Here is a 22,815-nt window from a genome sequence, read left to right on the forward strand (position 1 = left end):
GTACCGCGCGCGCGGATGACGAGCTGCGCGGCACGGCTCGCCTCGATAGCGCCAGAATTGCCAATTTTTGCGCCAACCGGGCCAGCCTGCGCATGCTTGTTCTACATCGACGCGCCAAAACTGCCCTCCCTGGACGTCCAAACGTCCCCCGGTATCCAATCGCCTCGCCCTTGCGATCGTCCTTGCCGAGGCGACGGCGAGTCATACTGTGCACCTCGATCAAAAAAAGAAACATCGGGCGTGCCTTCGCGTTGCGATCCGGAAGCCCCCGGAAGCTCGGAACCCCTGCCTCGAGGAGCGCGTCCGCCGCCCCACGCGCCTCCCGCTGACCGCGGCGAGCGCTTCGATATTTGAATCATGTTGAACCAAGGAACCAACTTGCGAAGCTCGATGATGAATCCCTGGCGCGCGACCGCACTCTCCATCGCATTGGCCTGTGCCACGGCTGCGATCGCATGCAACGACCCACTCCACCCCAAGGGCCCTGGCGGAGGCGGCGGCGGTTCCGGCGGTGGCTCGGGTGGCGGTTCGGACAACGGCGACAGCGGCGCGCGCGACGCGGGCGATGCTGCACCGACCCAATCGTGCAACAGCTGCGCACTGCAGGCCTGCAGCGTGTACAACAACATCTGCCGCGCCAATTCAGATTGCGTGGCCATCGTCACGAGTTGTGGCGACAGCGTATGCCGGTATTTCGATTTGCCATGTCTGGATGCCTGCGCGCAGCAGTATCCCGCAGGGTACAACGCGTACGCCAACTGGGCTTATTGTCGAGTGAACGCCGCTTGTACGAGCTGCTCTTCATCCTGCGTCGTACCACCCCAAGTTTGTGGGCAACGCACATCGCAGCTGGATGACCCCGCCCCCGACTCGGATGCCGGCGTCGAGGCCGACAGCGAGCCCTCTTCCGAAGAATCCGACGCGTCGGTGGATTGACCGGGCCGAGCGCCGAGCGTCACGGTTCCACGTGAGGGACGATTCGCTGCGCCGGCGGATTGGCCGAAGGGGCATGCGCCGGCTCCGGCACTTCGAGCGGCGCTCCAGGTTCGTGGGTCAATAGCTTTTTGGGCTCGAGAAGCGCGTCGCGCTTCTTTTGCTCGGCGACTTGAAGGTGACTCTGACGAATGAACTCGACCAGGCCATTCGTCCGCGAATAATCCTTTGGCGCCTGATAGTCGGACTTTTCGTCGAAGATGAAGTGATGGTCCAAGAATTGTTGTCGCTCCTGGAGCTTCCGTTCGTAAATCGCGCGCAAATCGTCCTGGTCCCGAATGATGTAGGGCGTGAGAACGAGGATCAAGTTGGTCTTCTTGACTACGTCGACCGTTTTGCGAAATAGCGCCCCCACCAAAGGAATGTCCCCCAGCAGCGGGATCTTGTCCTCCTTTAGTGTCTTTTCGGTGCGCATCAGGCCGCCAATCACCACCGTCTGCTGATCGCGCACCACGACGGTCGTCTCCGCGTTGCGTTTGGTGATGGGGATGACGCCAAGGCCCCCCATCTGATCGCCTCCGGCGCTGATCTCTTCTACGATCTCGAGGCGAACCTGGTTCGAGTCGTTCACGTGCGGTGTAATACTGAGTTTGGTACCCACCTCGGAGCGCGCACCGCCGCCGCCGCCGAGAGCGCCCAAACCTCCCAGGCTTCCAAGCGCCGCGGCCTGTGGCGAGCCCGGAATGGCCCCGGGGAGCGCGCCAAGCCCCGAGAACCCTGGGTTGACTTGCAGAGGGATGTTCGCCCCAATGTTGATGAGTGCCTTTTGATTGTCCGTGGCCAAAATGTGAGGTGTCGACAGAACGTCCGAGTTTTCGTTGTGGGCGAGCGCCTGTATGGTCATACCGAACGAGGGAATCGATACGCCCGCGCCGAAAAGGCTCTCCGAGCCGGGAATCGTGGGACCCCGGAGGCCCAGCGCCAGCCCCTGGAGCTCCTCCGGCGAGGGGGTGACCGATTTGCCCGGATTGAGCCCGCCAAAAAGCAAGCCACCCGCACCCCCGAGCGCATCGCCGCTGTGAAAGTTGACTCCAAAGGTATTCGTTTGGCTGACGTTCAAATCGAGGATGGCGGCTTCGATGAACACCGACCGCCGCGGGACATCGAGCTTGTCCACCACTGCACGAAGTGCGGCGTAATCACGCGATGACGAGGTTACGATGATCGAATTGGTCGCCTTGTCGGCGCTCACCTTCAGTGCGCTTTCGAAAATGCTCACGGGCGCACGCGGTGTGCTCGGCTGCGTGCCGCTGCCACTACTACTTGCACCACCTGCAGCCCCCGAGCTTCCAGCCACCATCTCCGTGAGCGTTTTGGCAAGTTCGATGGCATCGGCATTTTGGAGCGAAAAGACGTGAACCTGGCCGTCCGCCGTCTGCGGCACATCCAACTTCTTGACCAGCTCGAGAGTGCGCAAATACGCCTTCTCCGTCGCCACGATGACAATCGTATTGGTGCGTTCGTCCGCCACGATCTTGGCGACGTGAAGATCGCCACTCGGCGCTACCCCCAAAGGGGCGCCTTTTCCGCCCGGGGCGCTGCTGGCCGATGTGGACTTGATATCAAACAAGTCGGTGAGTCGCTGGGCCATCTCGCTCGCCGTTGCGTAATGAATGGGCTCGAGCCATATCTTGTCGCCCGCGCTCGGTACGTCGATTTCGTCGACGATGGTCATCAGACGACGAATGTTGGCCCCGGTGTCCGTGATGATGAGAAGGTTCCCTGGGCCGTGCCACGAGACGTCGGCATCCTTGCTCTTGAATTTCGTGAGTAAATTCGCCACCTCCTCGGGATTGGCATTCCGCAGTCGGTGCATGCGCGTCACGTATCGATCTTCGTGTGGCGCTCCTTCCTGCGGGCCGATGGTCGGTGTCGACTGGGACGCGACACCAGCGGTCTCGACGATTTTCAGGAATTGACCCTGCGGAATCACCGTCAGGCCATTGGTCTCCAAAATCGAAAGAAAGGCCTGATACGCCTCCTCGACCGTGACCTTCGTCGGGGAATACACGCTTGCTTTGATTTTGCGTACCTTGTCCCCAAAGATGAACTTCTTACCGGTTAGCTGCCCGACGACGCGTACGAGCTCCGACAAATCCGCGTCCTCGAGGGCAAACGTCACCCGGTCGCCGGGATGTCGCGGCTCGAACTCCATGCCCTTTTCGAATGGCGGTGGCGGTTTCGCTTCGCCACTGCCTTTGCCTACTGCGGTAACGGGAGGCGGGGAAGGTGGGCTCGGCGTCTGCGCCCGAGCGTCGCGCTCCCAACCGAGGACGAGTGTCGCCAACGTCAACGAAATAACATGAATTTGCTTCTGCATCGATCACCTGTGGCATGCATCGCCAAATATCGGATCGGCCGATACAACGCGCGCGCCTACGGATGTATTGCCTGCTTCGTGGCATATCGTTAAAATTCGATATGCAACACTTCAATCTCCGAGATCATCGGCTGATTGAATGTTTGGCGAATTTACCCAAATAGATAATGTAGGCGAAGACAAATTGGCAGTCGGTCCGCGGCGGCGGCCGCCCGATCGGTCCTCGCAGCTCGTTTGCCGTGGACTAACGAAGCGCAGACATCGCGGCCGACACCTTGGCCACGGAAACCGGCACGGGTGTCTTCAGCTCGGGCGCGAAGATCGCCACGCGCAGCTCCTCGAACAACCATCGAAGCTCGCGCGCACCATTCGCATCCCGCAGCGCGCGCCGCTTGTCCAAAAACGCATTCCACAACGGCGAGAATGGCGCGAGCTTCTCCGTGTCCTTGCGCGGATCGGTCACCGCGCGTCCCAATCGCGCCTGCGCCGCGCGCAAATACCGGGGGAAGTGCTCCAGCCGTCCCAGCGAGACGGACTCCATCAGGTCCTCGGGAAAGAGGTGCTCGAGCTGCGCGTAAATATCCAAAATAGCCGCCCGCCCGCTGGGGTGCTTCGAGGCCGCCTTCAATGCGCGCAGCGTCTTGTCGAGTTCCGCCGCCACCGCCGTGATCGTATCGGCGAACGCCCGGAACAGCGGCGCAATGCGCGGCACGCCCGCGGCCAGCAAGGCATCGAATGCGCGCTTGTCGCGCGGCAACCCCACACTCTCCTCGCCCAGCCCGAACGCCGCATCCACGATGCGCGCGAGCACCCGCTCGCGAAATACCTCGTTCTCGGCGCGCGACATCAGCGCGCCCCCGGGGCGTGAAAACGCCGGTGGAATGCGGGGCGCAATCCCCGATACGGCCCCACGCGCCGCCAGCATCAAGAGCCGCCGCACCCCGCCCCGGGATGCCGCTTCCGCCGCCGCGGTCGTCTCGAGCAGCACCATGTCCGCCGACGTCCCGCGGTCGACCAGCGCCGGGTAACTCCGTACATCCATGTTGCCGACCCGCCGAACGACGAACGCCGGCAGCTCACCAAAGTCCCAACCCGTGATGCCTTTGCGCTCCCATTTCGCCGACGGCGCTGCCTGTTTCCACACCGCCCGCGCACGAGCACCGTGTTGCTTCAGAATCGCATCGACGTCGCGTCCCTGGGCCACCACCTTGCCGTCATCCCCGACCACCCGGCACGTCAAACGCAGGTAGCTCGCGACCAGATCGGGCCGGAACGCATCCTCCGGCACGTCCACGCCGGTCTCCTCCTCGACGGCCTGCACCAACGCGGGAACCATCGGCCCCGAAAAGGGCTTCACCTTCGCCGCCACCGCGCGCGCGAGCTCCGGAATGTCTCCGAGTTCGCGCCGCGTCCCCCGCGGCAACTCGTACAGAAGCGCGGCGATCTTGTCCTGATGCCAACCCGGTATCGTCCAATCCAGTTCACCCGGCTCCAATTGCGGAAGCAACACCAGGGGCACGGTCAACGTGATCCCATCGTCGTCTTCCGAAGGCTCGAATCGGTACGTTACCCCCAAACTCGCGCCGTGCAGCTTCACCGTGTCCGGATAGTCCGCCGCCCGAAGCCCCGGCTCCCCCGCCAGCACGTCGTCCACGGAAAGAAGAAGACACTTTGGGTCGCTCTTCTCGGCGCGCTCGCGCCACGCCTCGAACGTCTTCCCATTGACGACTTCCTCTCCGACACGCTGATCGAAAAATGCCAGCAACGCATCTTCGCTGGCCAGCATGTCGCTCCGTCGCGCCTTGTCCCGTAGCCGCGACACCTCGTCCATCAGCTCGCGGTTCTTGCGCTGAAACGCGCCCGTGGTCTTGTATTCTCCGCGTACCAGCGCGTGCTCCAAAAAGATGCGCCGCGCCCCCGCGGGCGCAATGGTCGCGTAATCCACACTTCGGTCGCGCGAAATCGACAGCCCGAACAACGTGGCATGCTCGCGCACCGATGCACGCGCCGACTTCTCCGACCAATGCGGATCCGAATAACTCCGTTTCAACAAATGCGCGCCCGCCTCGAGCAGCCACTCCGGCTCGATCTTCGCCGCCATGCGCGCGAAAAGCTGCGTCGTCTCCACCAGCTCGAATGCCATGATCCAGGCCGGCGGCTTCTTGGCCAGCGCCGACGAAGGATGAATGGCAAATCGCGTTTGCTTCGCGCCCACGTACACGCGTTGCTCGGGATTCCATTGTCCAATCTTCGACAACAACCCGGTTGCCAGCGCCCGATGCAGCGCATTCTCCGGTGCGCCGCCCTTCGTCGCCTTCAGCTCGCGCGCCACCTCCTCGAGTTGCCGGTGGATCTCGCCCCACTCACGAATGCGCAAAAAGGACAAGAAGCCTTCCTTGCACACCCGCCGCAAGTGCGATTTGCCTTTGCGCTCCGCCTCGCGAACGAAGTCCCAGAGCCGCAGCAACCCCACGAAATCGGAACGCTCGTCCCGGAACCGGCGGTGTTGCTCGTCGGCCTTTTGCTGCGCATCGCGCGGCCGCTCCCGCGGATCCTGAATGTTCAGTGCCGCCGCAATGATCAGCACTTCCTTCAGACAACCGAGCTCCGCGCCTGCGAGGATCATCCGTCCAATGCGCGGATCCACCGGAAAGCGCGCCAGGCGTTGTCCAATGGGCGTCAGCTCCCGGTCGGGCCCCAGTGCCCCGAGCTCCTCCAGCACCCGGTAACCCTCGGCAATGGCGCGCGGCTGCGGCGGATCCAAAAAGGGGAAGTCCTCTACGTCGCCCAGCCCGAGCGATTTCATGCGAAGAATGACCCCAGCCAACCCCGTTCGCTTGATCTCCGGATCGGTGAACGCTGGGCGCTGCGCGAAGCTCGTCTCGTCGTACAACCGCACGCAGATGCCCTCGCGCACGCGGCCGCACCGGCCCTTGCGCTGCTCGGCGCTGGCCTGCGAAATGGCCTCGATCTGCAGCCGCGTCGTGCCCGAGCGCGGCTCGTAGCGCGACAACCGTGCGACACCCGCGTCGATGACGTACACGATGCCCGGAATGGTGAGCGACGTTTCCGCTACGTTGGTCGCGAGGATCACGCGCCGCTGCGGAATGCTCGCGAACACCCGCGATTGCTCCGCACCCGAGAGCCGCGCGTACAAAGGCTGTACGACGGTGTGCCGCAACTCGCGCGCCGCGAGCTCGTTCTCGGTCTCGCGGATCTCACGCTCACCGGGCAAAAAAACGAGAATGTCCCCGCGCGGATCGAGCGATGTCACGTTCGCCACCGCGTTGGCCACGGCCTCCGCGAGGTCCACATCGTCGGGCGGCGGCTCGTACAGCACCTCCACCGGGTACGTGCGCCCCTCCACCTCGATGACCGGCGCCCCGCCAAAAAAGGCGGAAAAATGGTCCGTTTGTAGGGTGGCCGAGCTGATGATCACCTTCAGATCGGGGCGCTGCGGCAGAATGCGCTTCACCCAGCCGAGCAGAAAATCGATGGTCAGGCTTCGCTCGTGCGCCTCGTCGATCACCAGCGTGTCGTACCGACGCAGCAGCGGATCGCCCTGGATTTCCGCCAGCAAGATGCCGTCGGTCATGAACTTCACGTACGTGTGCGGCGAGGTCCGATCTTCGAAGCGAATCTGATACCCCACGTCCGTGCCCAGCGGCGTGCCGAGCTCGCTGGCCACGCGCGCCGCCACGCTCGTCGCGGCAATGCGTCGCGGCTGCGTGACCCCAATGCGCTGCTCCAACCCGCGGCCCATGGCCAGTGCAATCTTGGGTAATTGCGTGGTTTTTCCCGAGCCGGTCGCACCCGCGACAATCACCACCGGGTGCGCGTGGACGGCCGTCGCGATGTCGGGCACACGCGCCGTGATGGGTAGCTCCGGGGGAAATTGTACGGACATGGGCGTGTCGGAATAGCAAAAGTGATCATCGAGATCACCTTCACCGATCGGGATCGCCATGATCGATTCGATCAGGTGACACATCCCCTCCCCTCGGGAGGGGAGGGGGAATCCGGTGTCCCGAGGGAACGGCGCTATCTCATGGCTCCCGGAATGGTCCTTGCGATGGGCCCGCGACCCCTTAGCCCCGCGAGGAAACACCATGACCAAGTTCTCCATGCATTTTTCCGCAGCGACCGTCGCTCTGGCCATGATGGCCGCCGGGTGTGCCACCAACGCGACCGAAGACAGCACCAACGCCGAAGACAACGTTGCCAGCACCAGCGACAGCCTCCTCGCGGTGCGGGCCGGCGCGCCGTACCTGTACATGGGCTGGGGGAATCCTCCGAGCCCTCAAACCGTCATGAATGCTACCGGTGTCAAATGGTTCACCATGGCCTTCATCCTCTCGTCCGGCGGCTGCAATCCGGCGTGGGACGGCTCGCGTCCGCTCTCGGGCAGCGCCGACGCCAACGCCATCTCGCAGATCCGGAGTGCGGGCGGTGACATCGTCCCGTCGTTCGGCGGCTGGAGCGGCAACAAGCTCGGTCCGAACTGCTCGAGCGCCTCGGCGCTGGCCGGCGCCTACCAAAAGGTGATCAATGCCTATGGCCTCAAAGCCATCGACATCGACATCGAAAACACCGACGAGTTCGAGAACAACACCGTTCAAGACCGCATCTTGGGCGCGCTCAAAATCGTCAAACAGAACAACGCCGGCATCACCACCATCGTGACCTTCGGCACCTCGAAGACGGGGCCGACGGCGCCGGGCAATCGCCTCATCGAGCGCTCCAAGGCCTTGGGCGCGAACATCGATATCTTCACGATCATGCCGTTCGACTTCGGCAGCGGGAACATCTACAACGACACCGTGGCCGCCTCCGAGGGCCTCAAGAACAAGCTGAAGTCGACGTTCGGCTGGTCCGACGCCACGGCCTACTCGCACATGGGCATCTCGGGCATGAACGGCCTCTCCGATCAGCAAGAGATGACCACCGTGGACACGTGGACCCGCATCCGCGATTGGTCCAAGGGCAAAGGCCTCGCCCGCCTGGCCTTCTGGGCGGTGAACCGCGATCGCGGCTGCGCGGGCGGCGGCGTCGTGTCCAATTGCAGCGGCATCGCCCAATCCAACTGGGCCTTCAGCAAGGTCACCGCGGGCTTCTGAGCCGCCCGCGGTAGCCTGTAGCCGCCACCCACTGGGGCGTGCGAAAGTGTCGTCATGGACACCGCCCGCCCCAGTTTCGAAGAGCTCTACATGACGCTCGCCTTCGGCATGGCCCGGAGGTCGACATGCCTGCGGCTGCAGGTCGGGACCGTCATCACCTCCACGGACTACCGGCAGGTGCTCGCGGTGGGGTACAACGGCAATGCCTCCGGCCTGCCCAATCAGTGCGACACGGACATTCCCGGCGCCTGCGGCTGCCTGCACTCCGAGGAGAACGCCTGCATCAACTGCCTGTCGCCCCGGCAGCTCGGCAAGGTCGTCTTCGTGACGCACCTGCCCTGTGCGATGTGCGCGAAGCGGCTGATCAACCTCGGCGGCGTCGCCAAGATTTACTACAGCGAAGAGTACCGTAAACGCGATTCCCTGGCCCTGCTCGAGTCGGTGGGCATCTCGGTGGAGCGCCTCACGCTCCCCGCTCGCTGACGCTCCTCAGGTGTCCACGACCTTCTCGAGGTGCACGGGCAGCCCGTCCTTGGGAACCGGCAACGTCGTGAAATCGAACGTGGGCTCGTAGCCCGGGGCGACGCTCCAGCGGTACCGGCGCACGATGCGATGGAAAACCGCTTTGACCTGGATGCCCGCGAAGTGCAGGCCAATGCATTTGTGAACGCCCCCGCCAAAGGGCTGCCAGGCGTAAGGATGCACCTTGTCCTCGCGGCGGTGCGGAGCGAATCGCTCGGGATCGAAGCGCTCGGAATCGGACCAATACTCGGGCATGTGGTGCGAAAACTGCGGCAGCACCGCGACGAACGTGTCCTTGGGCACGAAGTAGCCGCAGATGGATGTGTCCTTCACGGTCTTGCGTGCGAGGTAAGGCACCGGGGCCACGAGGCGCATGGCTTCCTTCATCACCTGGTCCAGGCCGGAGAGCTTCTCGAGATCGTCGAAGTCCAAGTCGTCCTTTCCCAGGGCAAAGGACTCGTCGCGCAGCCGCTCCTGCCACTCGGGGTACTTGGCCAGGTAGTACGCCATCGTGGTCATGGTGATGGTGGTGGTGTCGTGGGCGGCCATCAACAGGAAAATCATGTGGTTGATGACGTCGTCGTCGCTGAAGCGATGGCCGTCTTCGCTCGTCGCGCGGCACAAGACCGCGAAGAGATCGCTGCCTTCGGAGCCGCGCTTGGCGGGGAGGCGCTCGCGGAAGAAGCGCTCGAGCACGCGCCGGCCGTGCAGCCCGCGCGACCATCGGCCGCCGGGCACGCGGAAGCGCAGAACCGAGAGTCCGGCCCGGACCGTGTCGATGAAGGCGCGGTTGATGGAATTCGATTCGCGTCCGAGCTTTGCGCCCATGAAGACTTCGGTCGCCACGTCCAAGGTGAGTTGCTTGAGCGATGCATGAAAAGGGAATCTCCCGCCGGTGCGCCAGCCCGCGATGCCGCGCGCGATGACCGGGCCCATGGCCTCCAGGTAGCCGGTCAATCGCTCGTTGGTAAAGGCATGTTGCAGAATGCGCCGGTGGTGCAAATGCTCCTCGAAGTCGAGAAGCATGATGCCGCGGTGGAAAAAGGGGCCAATCCAATAGCCCCAACCCGGGCCATTCGCGAATGCCTTGTCGCGATTTTGCAGGACGACCTCGGAGGCTTTGGGGCCCAATGGAAACACCCAACGATGGCCCAGCATGATGCCCCAGGACACGGGACCGAATTCGTCGTAGCGGTAGCGCAAAAAGGGCATCGGATCGCCTAGAAAGACCATGGCCAGCGTATGCCCGAGCCACGGAAGGCCCTCGTCGCCCGGCACCGGCTCGAGATCGCTGCCCTCGGGCACCTTCGACAGGGGCCGCAGGATCGAAAGGCGACGGTTGGTCGCAATGAGGATTCGATCCATCAGACTGGCATTGGGCATGATGCGCGCTCCTCGAAGGATCAGACGTGAGCGGGATGCGATGGGTCGGGCTGAATGATGCCACCCGCGCTGCGTGCCCCCTCATGAAAGATCGCGATGAGACGCAATTGCTCTCGGCGGCCCCGCTCGACGAGACGTCCGTAGCCGCCGGGCATGGCGCGGTGCACGGCCTGCCAGACGAAGCGGCCTGGAATGGTCAAGACGGGATACCACGGCGGTATGGCCGGCAAGCCGAGCTTGGCCAATCCCTTTTTGCCGACGAGAAACCGGCTCATGCTCAGGTGTTTCGAATGCTCGTAACGCCGGCGCAGCCATTCGAATTGGCCGTAGTGCCGGGTGAGGGGCTCGACGGCCAGGGATCGCGCCAAGGCCCGTGCGCTTTCTCCGCCGCGCGGATGGGTGCTGGTGGCATGCATCAAAAAGCGAATACCCTCGTGGGTCGAGTCGAAGAGAAAGTCGTCTTTGACCCCGATGATCCAGGCCAAATAGCGCCCATAGTGAATGACGGCGTCGCATTCGTCGCGCGTGACGGGAACGCCCAAGAGGCGGCCGGTGAATCCGACCAAAGCTGTGCCCAAGATGGTGGCCAGCATGTCCGTCTGGTTGATGGGCAATCCCCACATGTCCGAATCCCACTGGGGATTGCGCTCGATGGCGCGGTTCACCAAGGCGTGGACCATGCGGACGCGGATCGTGCTTTTGAATCCGGCGCCGAAGCGCTCGAGCCCGTCCGGGGCAACGGTGTCCGACGCCCAGCTGGCGGTCTCCGCGAAGCGCTTGCCGCTGCCTTTGTGCAGGGCGCCGGTCATCATGAGCTGCTCGTTGAACCCCGCGAGGAGGTAGCCGCCCATCATGAACAGATCGCGCGCGATGTAGATGGCCACTTTGCCGATGGCGTTGATGGCCCGCGCGCCCCGGCGCACCTTGGCCATGTCGACCCATTCGGGGCGGCGATCGATGCGCGCGAAGAACGCGCGAAGTTCGTCGGGCGCGTTGGGCACCGACTCGATGCCGCGCTCCAGGGCTTGCTCGAACAACGCTTTGCTCGCCTTGCCGCCGGAGGTGAACATCCACTCGACGAGGTGGGCCATCGGCGCATCGCGCTCCCAAAGGCCGTCGATCATGCGCTCGCGCAATGCGAGATCCCAATGGATGGGACCGCCAACCACGGCGTGCATGAGCCGCTCCTGCAGAGGTTGCGGCAAGCTGGAAATCAACCCAGGTGCGCGCCGCGGAAAGGGTGGCACACGGCGAGGAACGCGCTGACCAACCATGGTTCATGGGATACAATATATGCTCCTCATGTTCCACATGTTCCTTTGGCGAAGCACAGCCTGTAGGTTGATTGGCGAATGATCCCGCACCTTTCCGGCCTGCTCGCCCGCGCCTTGGAGTCGCCGCCCGAAGCGGATGCCTTTGCCGAGAAAATCTTGGACGCCGCCCTGCTCGAGATCGCGGCGGTGGGCATTCAGCGGCTGACCCTCGTGGACGTCGCCCGGCGCGCGGGCGTGGGGCGCGTGACCGTGTACCGGCGCTTCGCCGATCGCGAGAGCCTGCTCGAGGCGCTCGCGCAGCGGGAGTCGCGGCGGTTCTACGTCGCGATGAGCGAGGCCGTCGCGCGCGTGGCCACCATCGAGGAACGCCTCACCGAGGGATTCGTCACCTTCGTGCGCTTCGCGCGCACGCACCCGGTGCTGCAACGCCTGACGCGAACGGAGCCGCATGCCCTGCTCGAGTACGTGCTCGGCGACGATGCGATGGCGTTTCGCGTGGGGTGCGATTTCATGGCCGCGCAGTTGCGCAACGTGGACGCGGCCCCGCCGCCGCAGATCGCGTCCGTGGCGGAGACCCTGGTGCGCATCGGCCTTTCCTTCTTGCTGCCGCTGCCGAGCACCGTGCGGCTGGAGGACGACGCGTCGGCCCGCGCCTATGCGCGCGACTGCATCTTGCCGCTCGTGGCCTTGCGCCAGCGCAGCGGCGTCGTCCCTTCCCAAGCGTGAAACGCGCGGGAGAAGGAATTGACCTCCTCGAAGCCAAGGAGGTACGCAACCTCGTTGGGCTCCAGGTTCGTGTGGGCCAAGAGCCGGAGCGAGGTGTCGCGGCGCACGTCGTCGAGCAGCTTCTGGTACGTCGTCCCAAGCTCCTCGAGGCGGCGTTGCAAGGTGCGCGGGCTGATGTGCATGTCCTCGGCGATTCTCTCCACGCTGGGGCGTTCGCCGTGCATGTGCCGCCCGAGGGCGGTTTTGACGTCGTCGGCGAGGGAGCGCGCGGTGAGGCTCTGACGCAGTTGCGATTCGAGCGCCGGGAGCATCAGCTCGAGCAGATCCGCGTTGTGCGTGACGAAGGGTCGTGCGAGGTCCCGCTCGTCGAGGACGAGCAGGTCCAGCGGCGCATCGAAGCGGATCTCGCAGCCGAAGTGCCGATGCAGCAAAGCCTCATCGCCCTTCGAAGGGCGGCGTGCGAGCTCGACGCGCAAGGGCGTCAGCGGAGAGCCCGAGCCACGGCGCCCCAGCACGACCAACGTCGAGAAGGTCGCGTCCACGAGGAGCATCGGCATGGACTCCTCGAGGTGCATCCAGTGGAACGAGACGCGCGCCTCGCCGCGTTCCACCTCGACGGACACGCGCTCCGAGCAGACGAGGCGCTTGTAGCGGGCGAACTTCTTCAGCGCCTCGCCGAAGCTCGGCGAGTGCAGCGCGGTCATGGTGACGATGTCGAGTTGGTGGGGCAGGGCCTCCGAACCGACCCGCAGGCCGATGTCGCGCGCCGGCGCCACCTCTTCGACGGCGCGCCAGAACGCGAACAGCTCGGCCTGCGAGATGAACGCCCGCGTCGACTGGAAGCGCGAGGGCAGGATGCCCGCGCAGTCCAAAAGACGGCGCACGTCGACGCCCAGCTCGGTCAAGCGATCGAGCAGGACGCTCGGCACGGGGAGCAGATCGGCGGGCAAATCAGCTCCCGCGGAGCTGCGCGGCGAGGAGTTGTGCGATCGGCGTATCGGCAAAGTCTCCCATCCCGTCGAAGTCCGTCGAGACGCTGAGAGCATTCCATTTCGCGTCCTCGGCTGCACGCGCCTTGAGGGTCAGGTCGGCGAGGAATGTGGCGTCCGAGCCCGCCAAGAGCCGAATCGGAGGCTCTTTTTCCAAGGCGATGCGCAGGATGGCCTGGGCCACCTTGCTGGGGTCGCCGCGCATGATGTGGGTGCCCTCCGGGCCGCGGTTCTGGAACATCGCGCCCACGGTGGCTTGGTAATCCGGGTGGATGTCGTCGACCCGCATCGACGAGCCAGCCCAATCCGTGCGCATGCCGCCCGGCTCGACCACGGTGACCCGGATGCCCAGCGGGCCGACCTCCTTCGCGAGCACCTCCGAGAAGCCACCGACGGCGAACTTGGAGGCCTGGTAGGCCGCGATGCCCGGTGAGCCGAAGCGCCCGCCGATGGACGAGACCTGGATGATGTGCCCATCGCGCTGCGCGCGAAGCACGGGAAGTGCGGCGCGCGTGACATTCACCACGCCGAAGAAGTTCGTCTCGATTTGCGCGCGGAAGTCGTCCTCCGCCACGTGCTCGATCGAATTGACGTTTGCGTACCCTGCATTGTTGACCACGACATCGAGCCGGCCAAATGCGCGGGTGGCGACGGCCACCGCTTCGCGCGCGGCCGCCGGATTCGTGACGTCGAGCGCCACCGCGCGCACACGGTCTCCGTACTCCGCGACGAGCTCGCGCAGATCCTCGGCCCTGCGTGCGGTGGCCACGAGGCGATGACCTGCGGCGAGCACGGCCTTCGCGAGATCGCGGCCGAGGCCGCGCGAGCTTCCTGTGATGAGCCAAACCTTCGACATGGGATGTTCCGTCCTTTCCGACGACACCCATCGTGAGGTTGCGGGCGGCGCGCTTCTAATCGGATGGCGCCAAAGAATCATCGCTTCGCGACAACGTCCCTGTCGAATCTATGGTGGGAGTCTCGACTTATCGCTCCGCTCAAACCGCGGCAGCGGGACAATCCCGGCGGGGCCGGTGCCATGAGCTGTTCGATTCGCGAGAGTCACCATAACACTTGGCGTCGCTCGCCTCAGGTAACGGACAAGGGCGCCGGCCTCGCCGGGATTGTCCCGCTGCCGCCGTTCGACTTCGACGAGTGTTTCGATTGGAAAGGAACTTTCGACCGTAAAGTTACCCTCGCGGAAACATGTGGAAATACGGCTTCGCCTCCTCGACGACCCGCGCGAACGAAGGACGCTTGCGAAGGCGTTCGAGGTAGGCCGCGGTCTTTGGGTGCGCATCCCCGAAGGGCGCGACCAACTCGGCGTAGAAGAGCGCCGGGGCCGCCGCGCAATCGGCCATGGTGAAGTCTTCCCCGATGGCCCACGTTCGGGTGGCCATTTGCTCCTCGATCATGCCGTAGGCGATTTGCAATTTGCCTTTGGCCTCGGCGACACCGTGTGCGTCCGAGGTACCCGGGGGGCGGATGCGGTCCACCACGATTTTTTGCATCGGGTCCTGCACGTACAAATCGTAGAAGCGATCCCAGAGGCGCGTTTGCAATGCCAAATCCGGGTCGGCCGGGAGGAGCGGTGTTCGCCCGGGGTAGTGCCGAGCCAAGTACTCGATGATGATGCTCGTCTCGGGAACGGTGCGATCCCGTGCGTCGTCGCGCAAGAGCGGCATCTTTCCTACGGGCCACATGTTCTTGTAATGCGCAGCATCGGCCTGGTCCATGAGATCCACGGTCCGGGATTCGAACGGTATTTCGTTTTCGTAAAGCGCAATGAGCACCTTTTGGCAAAAAGACGCCAGCGGGTGCAGGTACACGGTCAGGGCCATGATGTCTCCTATTTCCAGTAGCGGTAGCCGTTGCTGCGGAATGGAATGCCGAGTTCGCGGCAGACGTCCGCGATGAATTCCGGCGTGTAGAAGTAATTGCGAATATGCGCCACCCGATCGCCGTCGAGCTCGAGGCGGGTGATCGCGCGCACGGCCTCGCCGTCGTCGTGCTCGTACCACGAGAGGAGCAACGGCTCGCCGCGGTGCATGCGCAGCTCGGCGCGGGGGAGGGTGGGGCGCACGCCTCGGAAGAAGCTCCAGTCGGGGCTGCACGGTCCCTGGGGATCCGGGTTGGCCATCACGCGGCTGCCGAACAGCATGCCCGGGAGGATGCGGGCGCGTGCCGACTCGGCGCCGTACTCCGTCGTGGCACCGACGACTTCGATGGTCGTCGTGTCGAGGAGCAGCGCGGTGAGCCGGTCGAGATCGTGCGCGTTGAAGGCTTCGCAAAAGGCATCGAGCGCCGCGGGCACGGCTTGCGAGGTGGCGGCTTCCGGCTCCGGTTCGACGAGTTTGCCCCGTCCGCGATGGAGCGCGCTTTTGACGGTGCCCGGCGTGGTGCCCAGCGCCTCGGCGATCTCATCGAGGCTCAATTCGAAGACGTCTTTGAGCACCACGGCCGCGCGCTCTTGCGGCGAGAGCCGAACGAGAAGCGTCCCTGCGGCCTCGCGTGCGGCGCGCGGTTCGTGCGAGGTCGCCGGCTCGACGTCGACACCCAGCCGCTCGCGCCGGCGTCGCACCTGGTCGATCCACAGGTTGGAGGCGACGCGGAACAACCACGCGCGCGGATTCGGCGGGCCCTCCACCATGCGGCCCAAGGTGGCGAACGCCCGTGCCATCGCATCCTGGGCGAGATCCTCGGCATCCCACGGGCTGCGCGTCAGGTAGCGGCAGTAGCGGTACAGCTCGGGCCGCAGCGGCTCGTACTCATCGAGGAAGCGATGCCAGGACCCTTTGAGGGTGCTGGAGAGTTCGCTCAGCGATTCGGTGGACGGGATGGTCATGGTGGGCAAACGGCGACGGCCCTCGAAAGGATAGCGCGCTGCCGATTTATTTTGGCGGTCCCGTCCGACCCCTTGGCGCAAAAGTCGTGAACGGTCCGGCCATGTGCGAAAGACCATGAAACGCATCCCGAGCTTCCTCGTTGGTCTCGCACTCGCGGCGTCGACGCTGAGCACGTACATGGTGGCGTGCAGCGCACGCGAAACCTCGCCGGAAGAGGGCACCGAGGACGGTGCGGCCATCACGCAACGTGCGACCACCTTCCGCAATCCGCTTCGAAACGGTGTGGCCGATCCCTGGATGTTCCAGCGCAATGGCTACTACTACCTGACCTACACCGCCGTGGATCGCATCCTCCTCGTGCGGGCGAAGTCGGTGACCGGCCTGGCCAGCGCGCAAGCGGTGACGGTGTGGCAAGACTCGACGCCCGGGCGCGGCAAGAACATCTGGGCACCGGAGTTCCATTTCTCGAATGGTCGCTGGTACGTCTATTACACCGCGGACGGGGAGGGGGCGGTCCATCAGATGTTCGTCCTGGAGAGCCAGGGGGCGGACCCCATGGGGCCGTATTCGTTCAAAGCGCACCTCGCGACGCAAAACGACTTTTCCATCGATGGCACCGTTCTGAAGATGCCCGACCAAAAGCTGTATTTCGTTTGGTCGGGGCACCTGAATGGCCCGCAAAGCCTTTTCATCGCCTCGATGAGCAATCCATGGACGCTCGACAGCGCCCCCGTGCTCCTATCCAGCCCCACCGCGGGTTGGGAACGCCACGGCAACGGCGGGGAGCACCCTGTCAACGAGGGGCCCGAGGCGCTCTATTCGGGAAATCGGACCTTTCTGGTGTTCTCGGCCAGCGGCTGCGAAACACCGGATTACGCGCTGGGCATGCTGGAATACCAAGGGGGCAACGTGCTCGATCCTCGATCGTGGAGCAAGACGCCGTGGCCGGTTTTCGCGCGGTCCGATGCCCATTGGGTCTTTGGTCCAGGGCACAATAGCTTCTTTACGTCGCCGGACGGCAAAGAGGTTTGGAATGCCTACCATGCCGTGACCAGCTCCGATGGGACGCCTTACGGGAGCTGCGGTGGGGATCGCACACTCCGCATCGACAAGATGAACTTCGACCAAAATGGCAGCCCCATCTTTGGTGTGGCGTCGGCCACGTGGATGGACGTCAAGCTTCCCTCGGGCGACCGCGGTCGGTAACCTGCCGGCGTTGACCCGACGCCATCTCTTGCAAGGCATGCTGTCGTGCGCGGCCCTTTCCGGGTGCCGCGCGCCCAATCCCGAGCCGCGCGCGGCGACGGCACTTCCCAAACAGGGCATGCACGTGGTGACCCTGGGCACCAAAGGCGGGCCGACGGTGCGGGTGGATCGCATCCAGCCGTGCAACCTGCTGCTGGTCGATGGGCAGCCTTACGTGATCGACTGCGGCCTCGGCGTGACCCGGCAACTCGTGAGGGCCGGGGTGGCCCTCGCGGATTGCCGGTCGGTGTTCATCACGCACCAGCACTCCGATCACAACTTGGAATTCGGCAACCTGGCCCTCTCCGCCTGGAATGCGAACCTCGCGGAGCCGATGACCTTCTACGGGCCGCCGCCCATGGACGCGATGCTGCGCTCGTACCTGGAGACGAACGCCTTCGACATCGAGACGCGCATCGCGGACCAAGGCCTGCCGGACATTCGGCGGCTCGTGGCCGCGCGGGAGATCTCGGAGCCGGGGCGCGTCCTCGAGGACGGGCGCGTTCGCGTTTCGGCCGCACGGGTGAACCATCCGCCCATCGCGCAGAGCTACGCGTTGCGCTTCGATACGCGGTACGGCTCCGTGGTCTTCTCCGGCGACACGACGCCGTCGGACGCACTCGTGCAGCTTGCGCGCGGGGCGGATTGGCTGGTGCACGAGGTGTTGCACCTTCCTTCGCTGGATGCGCTGGTCGCGGCGGGCCGCACCGAGCCAAAGCTGCGCGCGCATTTGCTCGCGTCGCACACCACGAACGAGCAAGTCGGCAAAGTGGCCGCAGATGCAGGGGTGAAGCACCTGGTGCTCTCGCACCTCGTGTCGTTCGGAACCGTCACCGACGAACAATGGCTGGCATCGTGCAGGGGCCCTTTCCAGGGCCCCATGTTCGTCGCGCACGATGGTCAGATGATCATTTGAGTCCGGTATCCACGGCGGTCATCAAGGTGCCGGTGTCGCCCGACATTTCCCAGGCCATGGCGCCGAGCAGGCCTTTGCTCTTGATCCATGCCGTCTTCTTCTGGATCGACCACGCATCGTCGAACGTCCACCATTGGCCGCCGTTGCCGGTGAAGCACGAGGTGGCCACCGAGGCTTCGTCGTGGCGCACGGTGCAATTGGGCACGCTCGCGATCAAATTCGCATATCCGCGCGTTCCCGCTTCCTCTTGGAATTGCCCCGGTGCAGCGCCGTTGGCCGCTTGCCATTCACCGAATTTGCCGCCATCGGTGACGCCTTGCCATCCGCGCCCGTAGAAGGCCAACCCCAGGGTGAGCTTGCGCGGGCTCACCCCGGCGGACGTGTACGCATTGATGGCACTCTCCACGCTGAAGTGGAACGAATACGGATCTTCGGCATCCGCATAGAGGTTGCCCTGGTGCCCGGTGCGATTGGGCTCCCACGAATTGTCGCTGCCCGCTCCGTGGAAGTCGTACCCTTGCACATTAAAGATGTCGAGCGACGCCGCATCCTGTGGCAGGTCCCACCCCGCGGCAATCTTCGCCGGATCGGCGGGCGTGAACGCGGTGAGCTGGTAACGCTTTCCGGTTTGCGTGCTCAGGGAATCGAGCTGCCGGCGGAACTCGGCGAGAAGCAGTGCGAGGTTCGCCTTGTCGTTCGGGCTCACGTGGTTGCCCGCATGCCCTTCCGCGCCGGGCCACTCCCAATCGATGTCGATGCCGTCGAAGATGCCCGCCGCCGTGCCCGCCCCGCCGGCGCCGTTGTACACGGGAAGATTGCCCTTGATGTACATGTCCACGCACGAGGTGACGAACTTCTTCCGCGCCGCGTCGGTGGCGGCCACGTCGGAGAAGTATTTCGAATACGTCCACCCACCGAGCGAAATGAGCACCTTCAAGTTGGGGTATTTGGCCTTCAGCTTCTTCAGTTGGTTGTAGTTGCCCCGCAGGCTCTCCCACCCCGTATCGGCCACGCCATCCACGGATTGTGCGGCAGCGAACGGCCGGCTGTAATCGGCCTCGGCGTCGCCCGCCCCATCGCCTTGATTCGGATCTTGCGGATTCGGCGAGGTGGCCTTGGTCACCCCGTGAAGGCACGTCAAATTGACGGGGTCGATGTTGCCGAATGCATAGTTGATGTGCGTCAGCTTGGCGGCCGCGCCGGTGGTGTCCACATTGCGAACGAAATATTGCCGTCCGTAAATGCCCCATTGGACGAAATAGCCCACCCTCGCATAGCCGTTGACGATATCGCTGGTGGTGACGCTCAAGGCGGCGCTCGAGGCGGAGGCGTTGTCGTAGCCGTCGCGCGCGCGAACGGTGAAGGTGTACCGCGTGGAGGGGGCGAGCCCGGTGACTTTGGCCGACGTCCCCGTCACCGTGGCGGCCAGGGTGCTGCCGGAGTACACGTCGTAGGCCACGACGCCCGTGTTGTCCGTCGAGGCATTCCATGCGAGCGAGACGCTGCCGGCATCGACGGCGGTGCTGCGCAGGTTGCCCGGTACGGTGGGCGCCTGCGTGTCATCGGCCGGGTTGTTCGTGCGCACCGTGAGCGGCGCACTCGCCGGTGAGACGGTGCCTTTGCGGTCTTTCGCGCGCACCGTGAACGTGTAATCGGTATTCGGCGTGAGCCCGGCGAGGCTGGCCGTCGTTTCGGTCACCGACGCGGCGAGCGTGCTGCCGCGGTACACGTCGTAGCCGGTGATGGGCAGCGAGCCAGGTTGTGCGGCGCTCCACGCCAGGGTCACCGTCTTCGTCGTTTTCACGGTGGCCCGAAGATTCGTGGGTGCAGCCGGCGGGGCGTCCGCCGAACCGTCGCAATTGGCGTCGTCGACGCGACAACTCGTGGGCGTCGTCGAGGAGCTGAGTCGGAAGGTCGGGCTGTACGGGTACGTGGAACGCCCCGGTTGCAGCGTGTTGATGTAGTACGCCGGGGTCACGGTCACGTGGGTTCCACTCTGGCTCACCGTGCCGTGCTCGCCCGAGGTGACCGTCACCCCCGAGGGCACGTCGAAGGTGATTGCCCAACCCGTCACCGCCTCGGTGCTCTTGTTCGTCACCGTATATTCGCCGGTGGTGCCGTTCAGCGCCAAGGCCGCGGTCAATCGCCCCGCGGCCAGCACCGGCGACGCCGTCGTGCCCAGCACAAGCTCGTCATCGGCCGTGCACCCGGCCCCCTCGACGGTGACCACCAGCGTCACCGCGACCGACAATCGGTACGCCCATCGACTGAATTGAAATTTGGACACGGGATTTCCTCCTGCTAAGCCGCACACGCGGAATGCCGCGCGCCGCTAGGCAAGGAGTATTCCTCTTAGGAAATCCCGTTAGGTCCTGCCGCGATGATCGGTTCGATCATGGCGAACGCGATCATCTCATGGATGGAAGTGATGCAGCACGGCGTCGCTCGTCCACTTGCCCTCTGCGAATTGGCGTCGCATCTCGGGCGTGTCATTCATGATCACGATGAGCGCCCAGTACCGTTCCACACGCGGATCGGAATGGAAGCGATCGTACACATCGTGCCGCAACGCATCGTCGAGGGGAACGCCGCGCGCTTCGGCCAGGGTGGCCGCATACCTCTCCACCACGGCTCGGGCATCGGCCGAATCGGGCGCGATGCCGCGCACCACGGCGTCGCGCACACCGTCTGCGATGGCTTCGCATGCGCGTTGCATGGCCGCCATTTCGGACTTGTTCAATGCATTCTTGGCTTGTTTTTGCAGATTCGCCACGAACGTTGGCTCGGCGAGCAACTCGGAAAGCTCGATCCACGCGTCGTGCTGCTCGGGTGTCGGGTCTTCGGGCAGATCGGGCACGGTGCTTTCGAGCACCTGGCGCTTGAAGGCCTCGTCCACATCCGCACCCTGGAATGCGGTTTCGAAGAATCCTTCAATGACGGCTTTTCGTTGTTCGGTAGACAGTCGGGTCACGGCGCATATCCTCCTTACGTCGTCGGCGGTGGGCTCGGAGCGGAGGGCCGCACGCAACGCGGACCCGATGCGCTGCAGGGAAGCGATGTGCGCTTCCACGGCGGCGAGCCGGAGCCGGAGTGCATCCGCGAGCGACGCCTCGCGTTGCAGCACTTTCTTGATGGAATCGAGACCGAGGCCCGCGTCGCGCAACGTTCGCACGAGGTCGAGGCGCACGAGTGCCTCTTCGCCGTACAAGCGATAGCCGCTTCGCGATCGCTCCGCCGGGGGAAGAAGTCCCTCGTCGGAGTAGAACCGCAGCGTCTTCACCGGCATGCCGGTGCGACGTCCGAGTTCGCCGATGGTCAACCGCTCTTTTGCCATGCCGTGAGTCTGGAGTCTCCAGTTGCTGGAGGGTCAATGCCCGTCGTTCAAAAAGATTCGCCGACGTTGATGTAAAAGCGCAATTCGTCGCCGTAGGCAATGTCGAGCCGCAAGTTGACGGGGACATCGGCGAGCGGGGCGAAGCGGAGTCCACCGCCGCCGGCGAACCTCACCGGGGAATCGCCCGCGTCGCTCAGGGTATTCGTCACCTGCCCCAGCGAAGCGAAGCCCACGGCGCCAAAGCGCCAAAACAGCGGCAAGCGGTATTCGATCTGCGCGGCGAGGTAATTTCGCTCCCGATAGCGCCCTCGAAAATATCCGCGCATGATCGAATCTCCGCCCATGAGCCCCAGATCGTAGAACGGTGGCGCACCATCGCGGATCTCTGCGAGGACTTGCAGGGCGAGCACGTGGCGATCCGCCCAGGGAAGCGAAATGTACTTTCGCGCATCGATGCTGAGCACGTTGTATTCGAACTCCGAGCCCAACGACTCCAGGCCCATGCGCGCGAAGACGCGGACGATGTGCCCATCGAGCGGGTAAATGGTGCTGTCGCGTGTGTCGTAAAAGCCCGCGAGCCCGATCCTGAAGCTACGTCCGCCGGTAGAACCCGGGATGATGCCTCGTTCCAGCATGCCCCCGGCTTCGGTCTCGGTGATGTTGGTGTAGGAGAATCGAACATCGGGGCCGAGGTACATGCCTTTGAGAAGGCGCAGTTTGGGGCTGATGCCGAATTCGAAGGTCACCGGTGTGAAGTCTTCGTCGTCCGCCTCGTTCGTGCGGCTGCCCACGCCATAAAAGACGTTTGGAAAGCGCGAGGCTCCAAGCTGGGCCCCGAGCTGCACGCGGTCGTTCCAGAGGTACACGTCTGGAACGAGCTGCACGGCCACTTGCCCTTTTACGCTGACGGCGGCCGTGAGCATGATCTGCGATTCGCGCCGGCCCGCCTCGGGTGGGTAGCGATAAACGCCGACGGCGGCGCCGCCGAGGAGGACACTCGTCTCGGGCGTGTAGGCGGGCACCACGAACGGCACCACCGAGAGCTTGCCCTCCGGTGCCGGTGCGTCCTCGGCCCTTGCCGCCGAGGAGGCCAAAAAAACAGCGGCCATGCACCATCGTGTCGTCGCTCGCATGAAGTCCGGATCCCTATGTA

At 64.4% G+C, this 22,815-nt stretch carries 17 protein-coding genes; 6 read left to right on the forward strand and 11 right to left on the reverse strand.

Features of this window, described 5'->3' with window-relative positions; genetic code table 11:
* The first annotated feature begins 357 nt into the window (after nt 1-357).
* Nucleotides 358-936: a hypothetical protein gene (locus LVJ94_01950; GenBank protein ID WXB06027.1), complete on the forward strand. Its 579-nt coding sequence runs from the start codon at nt 358-360 to the stop codon at nt 934-936.
* A gap of 19 nt (nt 937-955) precedes the next feature.
* Here LVJ94_01950 and gspD read toward each other — a convergent pair whose 3' ends face one another.
* Together gspD and hrpA are read right to left on the reverse strand one after the other, a co-directional pair.
* A complete protein-coding gene (gspD, locus tag LVJ94_01955; GenBank protein WXB06028.1) occupies nt 956-3,313 on the reverse strand; it encodes a type II secretion system secretin GspD in 2,358 nt (785 codons plus the stop codon).
* 244 nt (nt 3,314-3,557) lie between these two features.
* The gene (hrpA, locus tag LVJ94_01960; GenBank protein ID WXB06029.1) at nt 3,558-7,280 is read right to left on the reverse strand and encodes an ATP-dependent RNA helicase HrpA; all 3,723 of its coding nucleotides are present in this window, start codon (nt 7,278-7,280) and stop codon (nt 3,558-3,560) included.
* A gap of 142 nt (nt 7,281-7,422) precedes the next feature.
* Between hrpA and LVJ94_01965 the strand changes: the two genes are divergently transcribed.
* Both LVJ94_01965 and LVJ94_01970 read left to right on the forward strand, forming a co-directional pair.
* A complete protein-coding gene (locus tag LVJ94_01965) occupies nt 7,423-8,430 on the forward strand; it encodes a chitinase (protein ID WXB06030.1) in 1,008 nt (335 codons plus the stop codon).
* Nucleotides 8,431-8,484: 54 nt separating this feature from the next.
* A complete protein-coding gene (locus LVJ94_01970; protein ID WXB06031.1) occupies nt 8,485-8,913 on the forward strand; it encodes a deaminase in 429 nt (142 codons plus the stop codon).
* Nucleotides 8,914-8,919: 6 nt separating this feature from the next.
* Here the strand turns inward: LVJ94_01970 and LVJ94_01975 are convergent, their stop codons facing one another.
* Both LVJ94_01975 and LVJ94_01980 read right to left on the reverse strand, forming a co-directional pair.
* Nucleotides 8,920-10,335, reverse strand: coding sequence for a cytochrome P450 (locus tag LVJ94_01975; GenBank protein WXB06032.1), 1,416 nt, complete (start codon nt 10,333-10,335; stop codon nt 8,920-8,922).
* A gap of 20 nt (nt 10,336-10,355) precedes the next feature.
* The gene (locus LVJ94_01980) at nt 10,356-11,513 is read right to left on the reverse strand and encodes a DUF2236 domain-containing protein (GenBank protein WXB06033.1); all 1,158 of its coding nucleotides are present in this window, start codon (nt 11,511-11,513) and stop codon (nt 10,356-10,358) included.
* A 174-nt stretch (nt 11,514-11,687) separates the two neighbouring features.
* Between LVJ94_01980 and LVJ94_01985 the strand changes: the two genes are divergently transcribed.
* Nucleotides 11,688-12,335 (forward strand): TetR/AcrR family transcriptional regulator, encoded by a 648-nt coding sequence (locus LVJ94_01985; protein ID WXB06034.1) that lies wholly within the window; start codon nt 11,688-11,690, stop codon nt 12,333-12,335.
* Here the strand turns inward: LVJ94_01985 and LVJ94_01990 are convergent.
* The 4 genes from LVJ94_01990 to LVJ94_02005 form a co-directional block, all read right to left on the reverse strand.
* Nucleotides 12,263-13,264 (reverse strand): AraC family transcriptional regulator, encoded by a 1,002-nt coding sequence (locus LVJ94_01990; GenBank protein ID WXB06035.1) that lies wholly within the window; start codon nt 13,262-13,264, stop codon nt 12,263-12,265. The two genes, LVJ94_01985 and LVJ94_01990, sit on opposite strands and share 73 nt — an antisense overlap.
* Before the next feature lie 22 nt (nt 13,265-13,286).
* Nucleotides 13,287-14,180, reverse strand: coding sequence for an oxidoreductase (locus tag LVJ94_01995; GenBank protein ID WXB06036.1), 894 nt, complete (start codon nt 14,178-14,180; stop codon nt 13,287-13,289).
* A 331-nt stretch (nt 14,181-14,511) separates the two neighbouring features.
* On the reverse strand, nt 14,512-15,162 hold the full coding sequence (locus tag LVJ94_02000) for a glutathione S-transferase family protein (protein ID WXB06037.1): 651 nt from the start codon (nt 15,160-15,162) through the stop codon (nt 14,512-14,514).
* Nucleotides 15,163-15,170: 8 nt separating this feature from the next.
* Nucleotides 15,171-16,166, reverse strand: a complete 996-nt coding sequence (locus tag LVJ94_02005) for an RNA polymerase sigma factor (protein ID WXB06038.1) — start codon at nt 16,164-16,166, stop codon at nt 15,171-15,173.
* A gap of 115 nt (nt 16,167-16,281) precedes the next feature.
* On the opposite strand from LVJ94_02005, the gene LVJ94_02010 reads away from it, so the two are divergent.
* Both LVJ94_02010 and LVJ94_02015 read left to right on the forward strand, forming a co-directional pair.
* A complete protein-coding gene (locus tag LVJ94_02010; GenBank protein WXB06039.1) occupies nt 16,282-17,373 on the forward strand; it encodes a family 43 glycosylhydrolase in 1,092 nt (363 codons plus the stop codon).
* 10 nt (nt 17,374-17,383) lie between these two features.
* The gene (locus LVJ94_02015) at nt 17,384-18,328 is read left to right on the forward strand and encodes an MBL fold metallo-hydrolase (GenBank protein WXB06040.1); all 945 of its coding nucleotides are present in this window, start codon (nt 17,384-17,386) and stop codon (nt 18,326-18,328) included.
* Here LVJ94_02015 and LVJ94_02020 read toward each other — a convergent pair.
* The 3 genes from LVJ94_02020 to LVJ94_02030 form a co-directional block, all read right to left on the reverse strand.
* Entirely contained in the window at nt 18,321-20,615 is a 2,295-nt protein-coding gene (locus tag LVJ94_02020; protein ID WXB06041.1) for a glycosyl hydrolase family 18 protein, read from the reverse strand. The two genes, LVJ94_02015 and LVJ94_02020, sit on opposite strands and share 8 nt — an antisense overlap.
* A 126-nt stretch (nt 20,616-20,741) precedes the next feature.
* The gene (locus LVJ94_02025) at nt 20,742-21,662 is read right to left on the reverse strand and encodes a MerR family transcriptional regulator (GenBank protein WXB06042.1); all 921 of its coding nucleotides are present in this window, start codon (nt 21,660-21,662) and stop codon (nt 20,742-20,744) included.
* Between the two features lie 47 nt (nt 21,663-21,709).
* Entirely contained in the window at nt 21,710-22,771 is a 1,062-nt protein-coding gene (locus LVJ94_02030) for an outer membrane protein assembly factor (GenBank protein ID WXB06043.1), read from the reverse strand.
* Nucleotides 22,772-22,815 lie beyond the last annotated feature (44 nt).

The organism is Sorangiineae bacterium MSr11367, from assembly GCA_037157805.1.
Classification (GTDB): domain Bacteria; phylum Myxococcota_A; class Polyangia; order Polyangiales; family Polyangiaceae; genus Pendulispora; species Pendulispora rubella.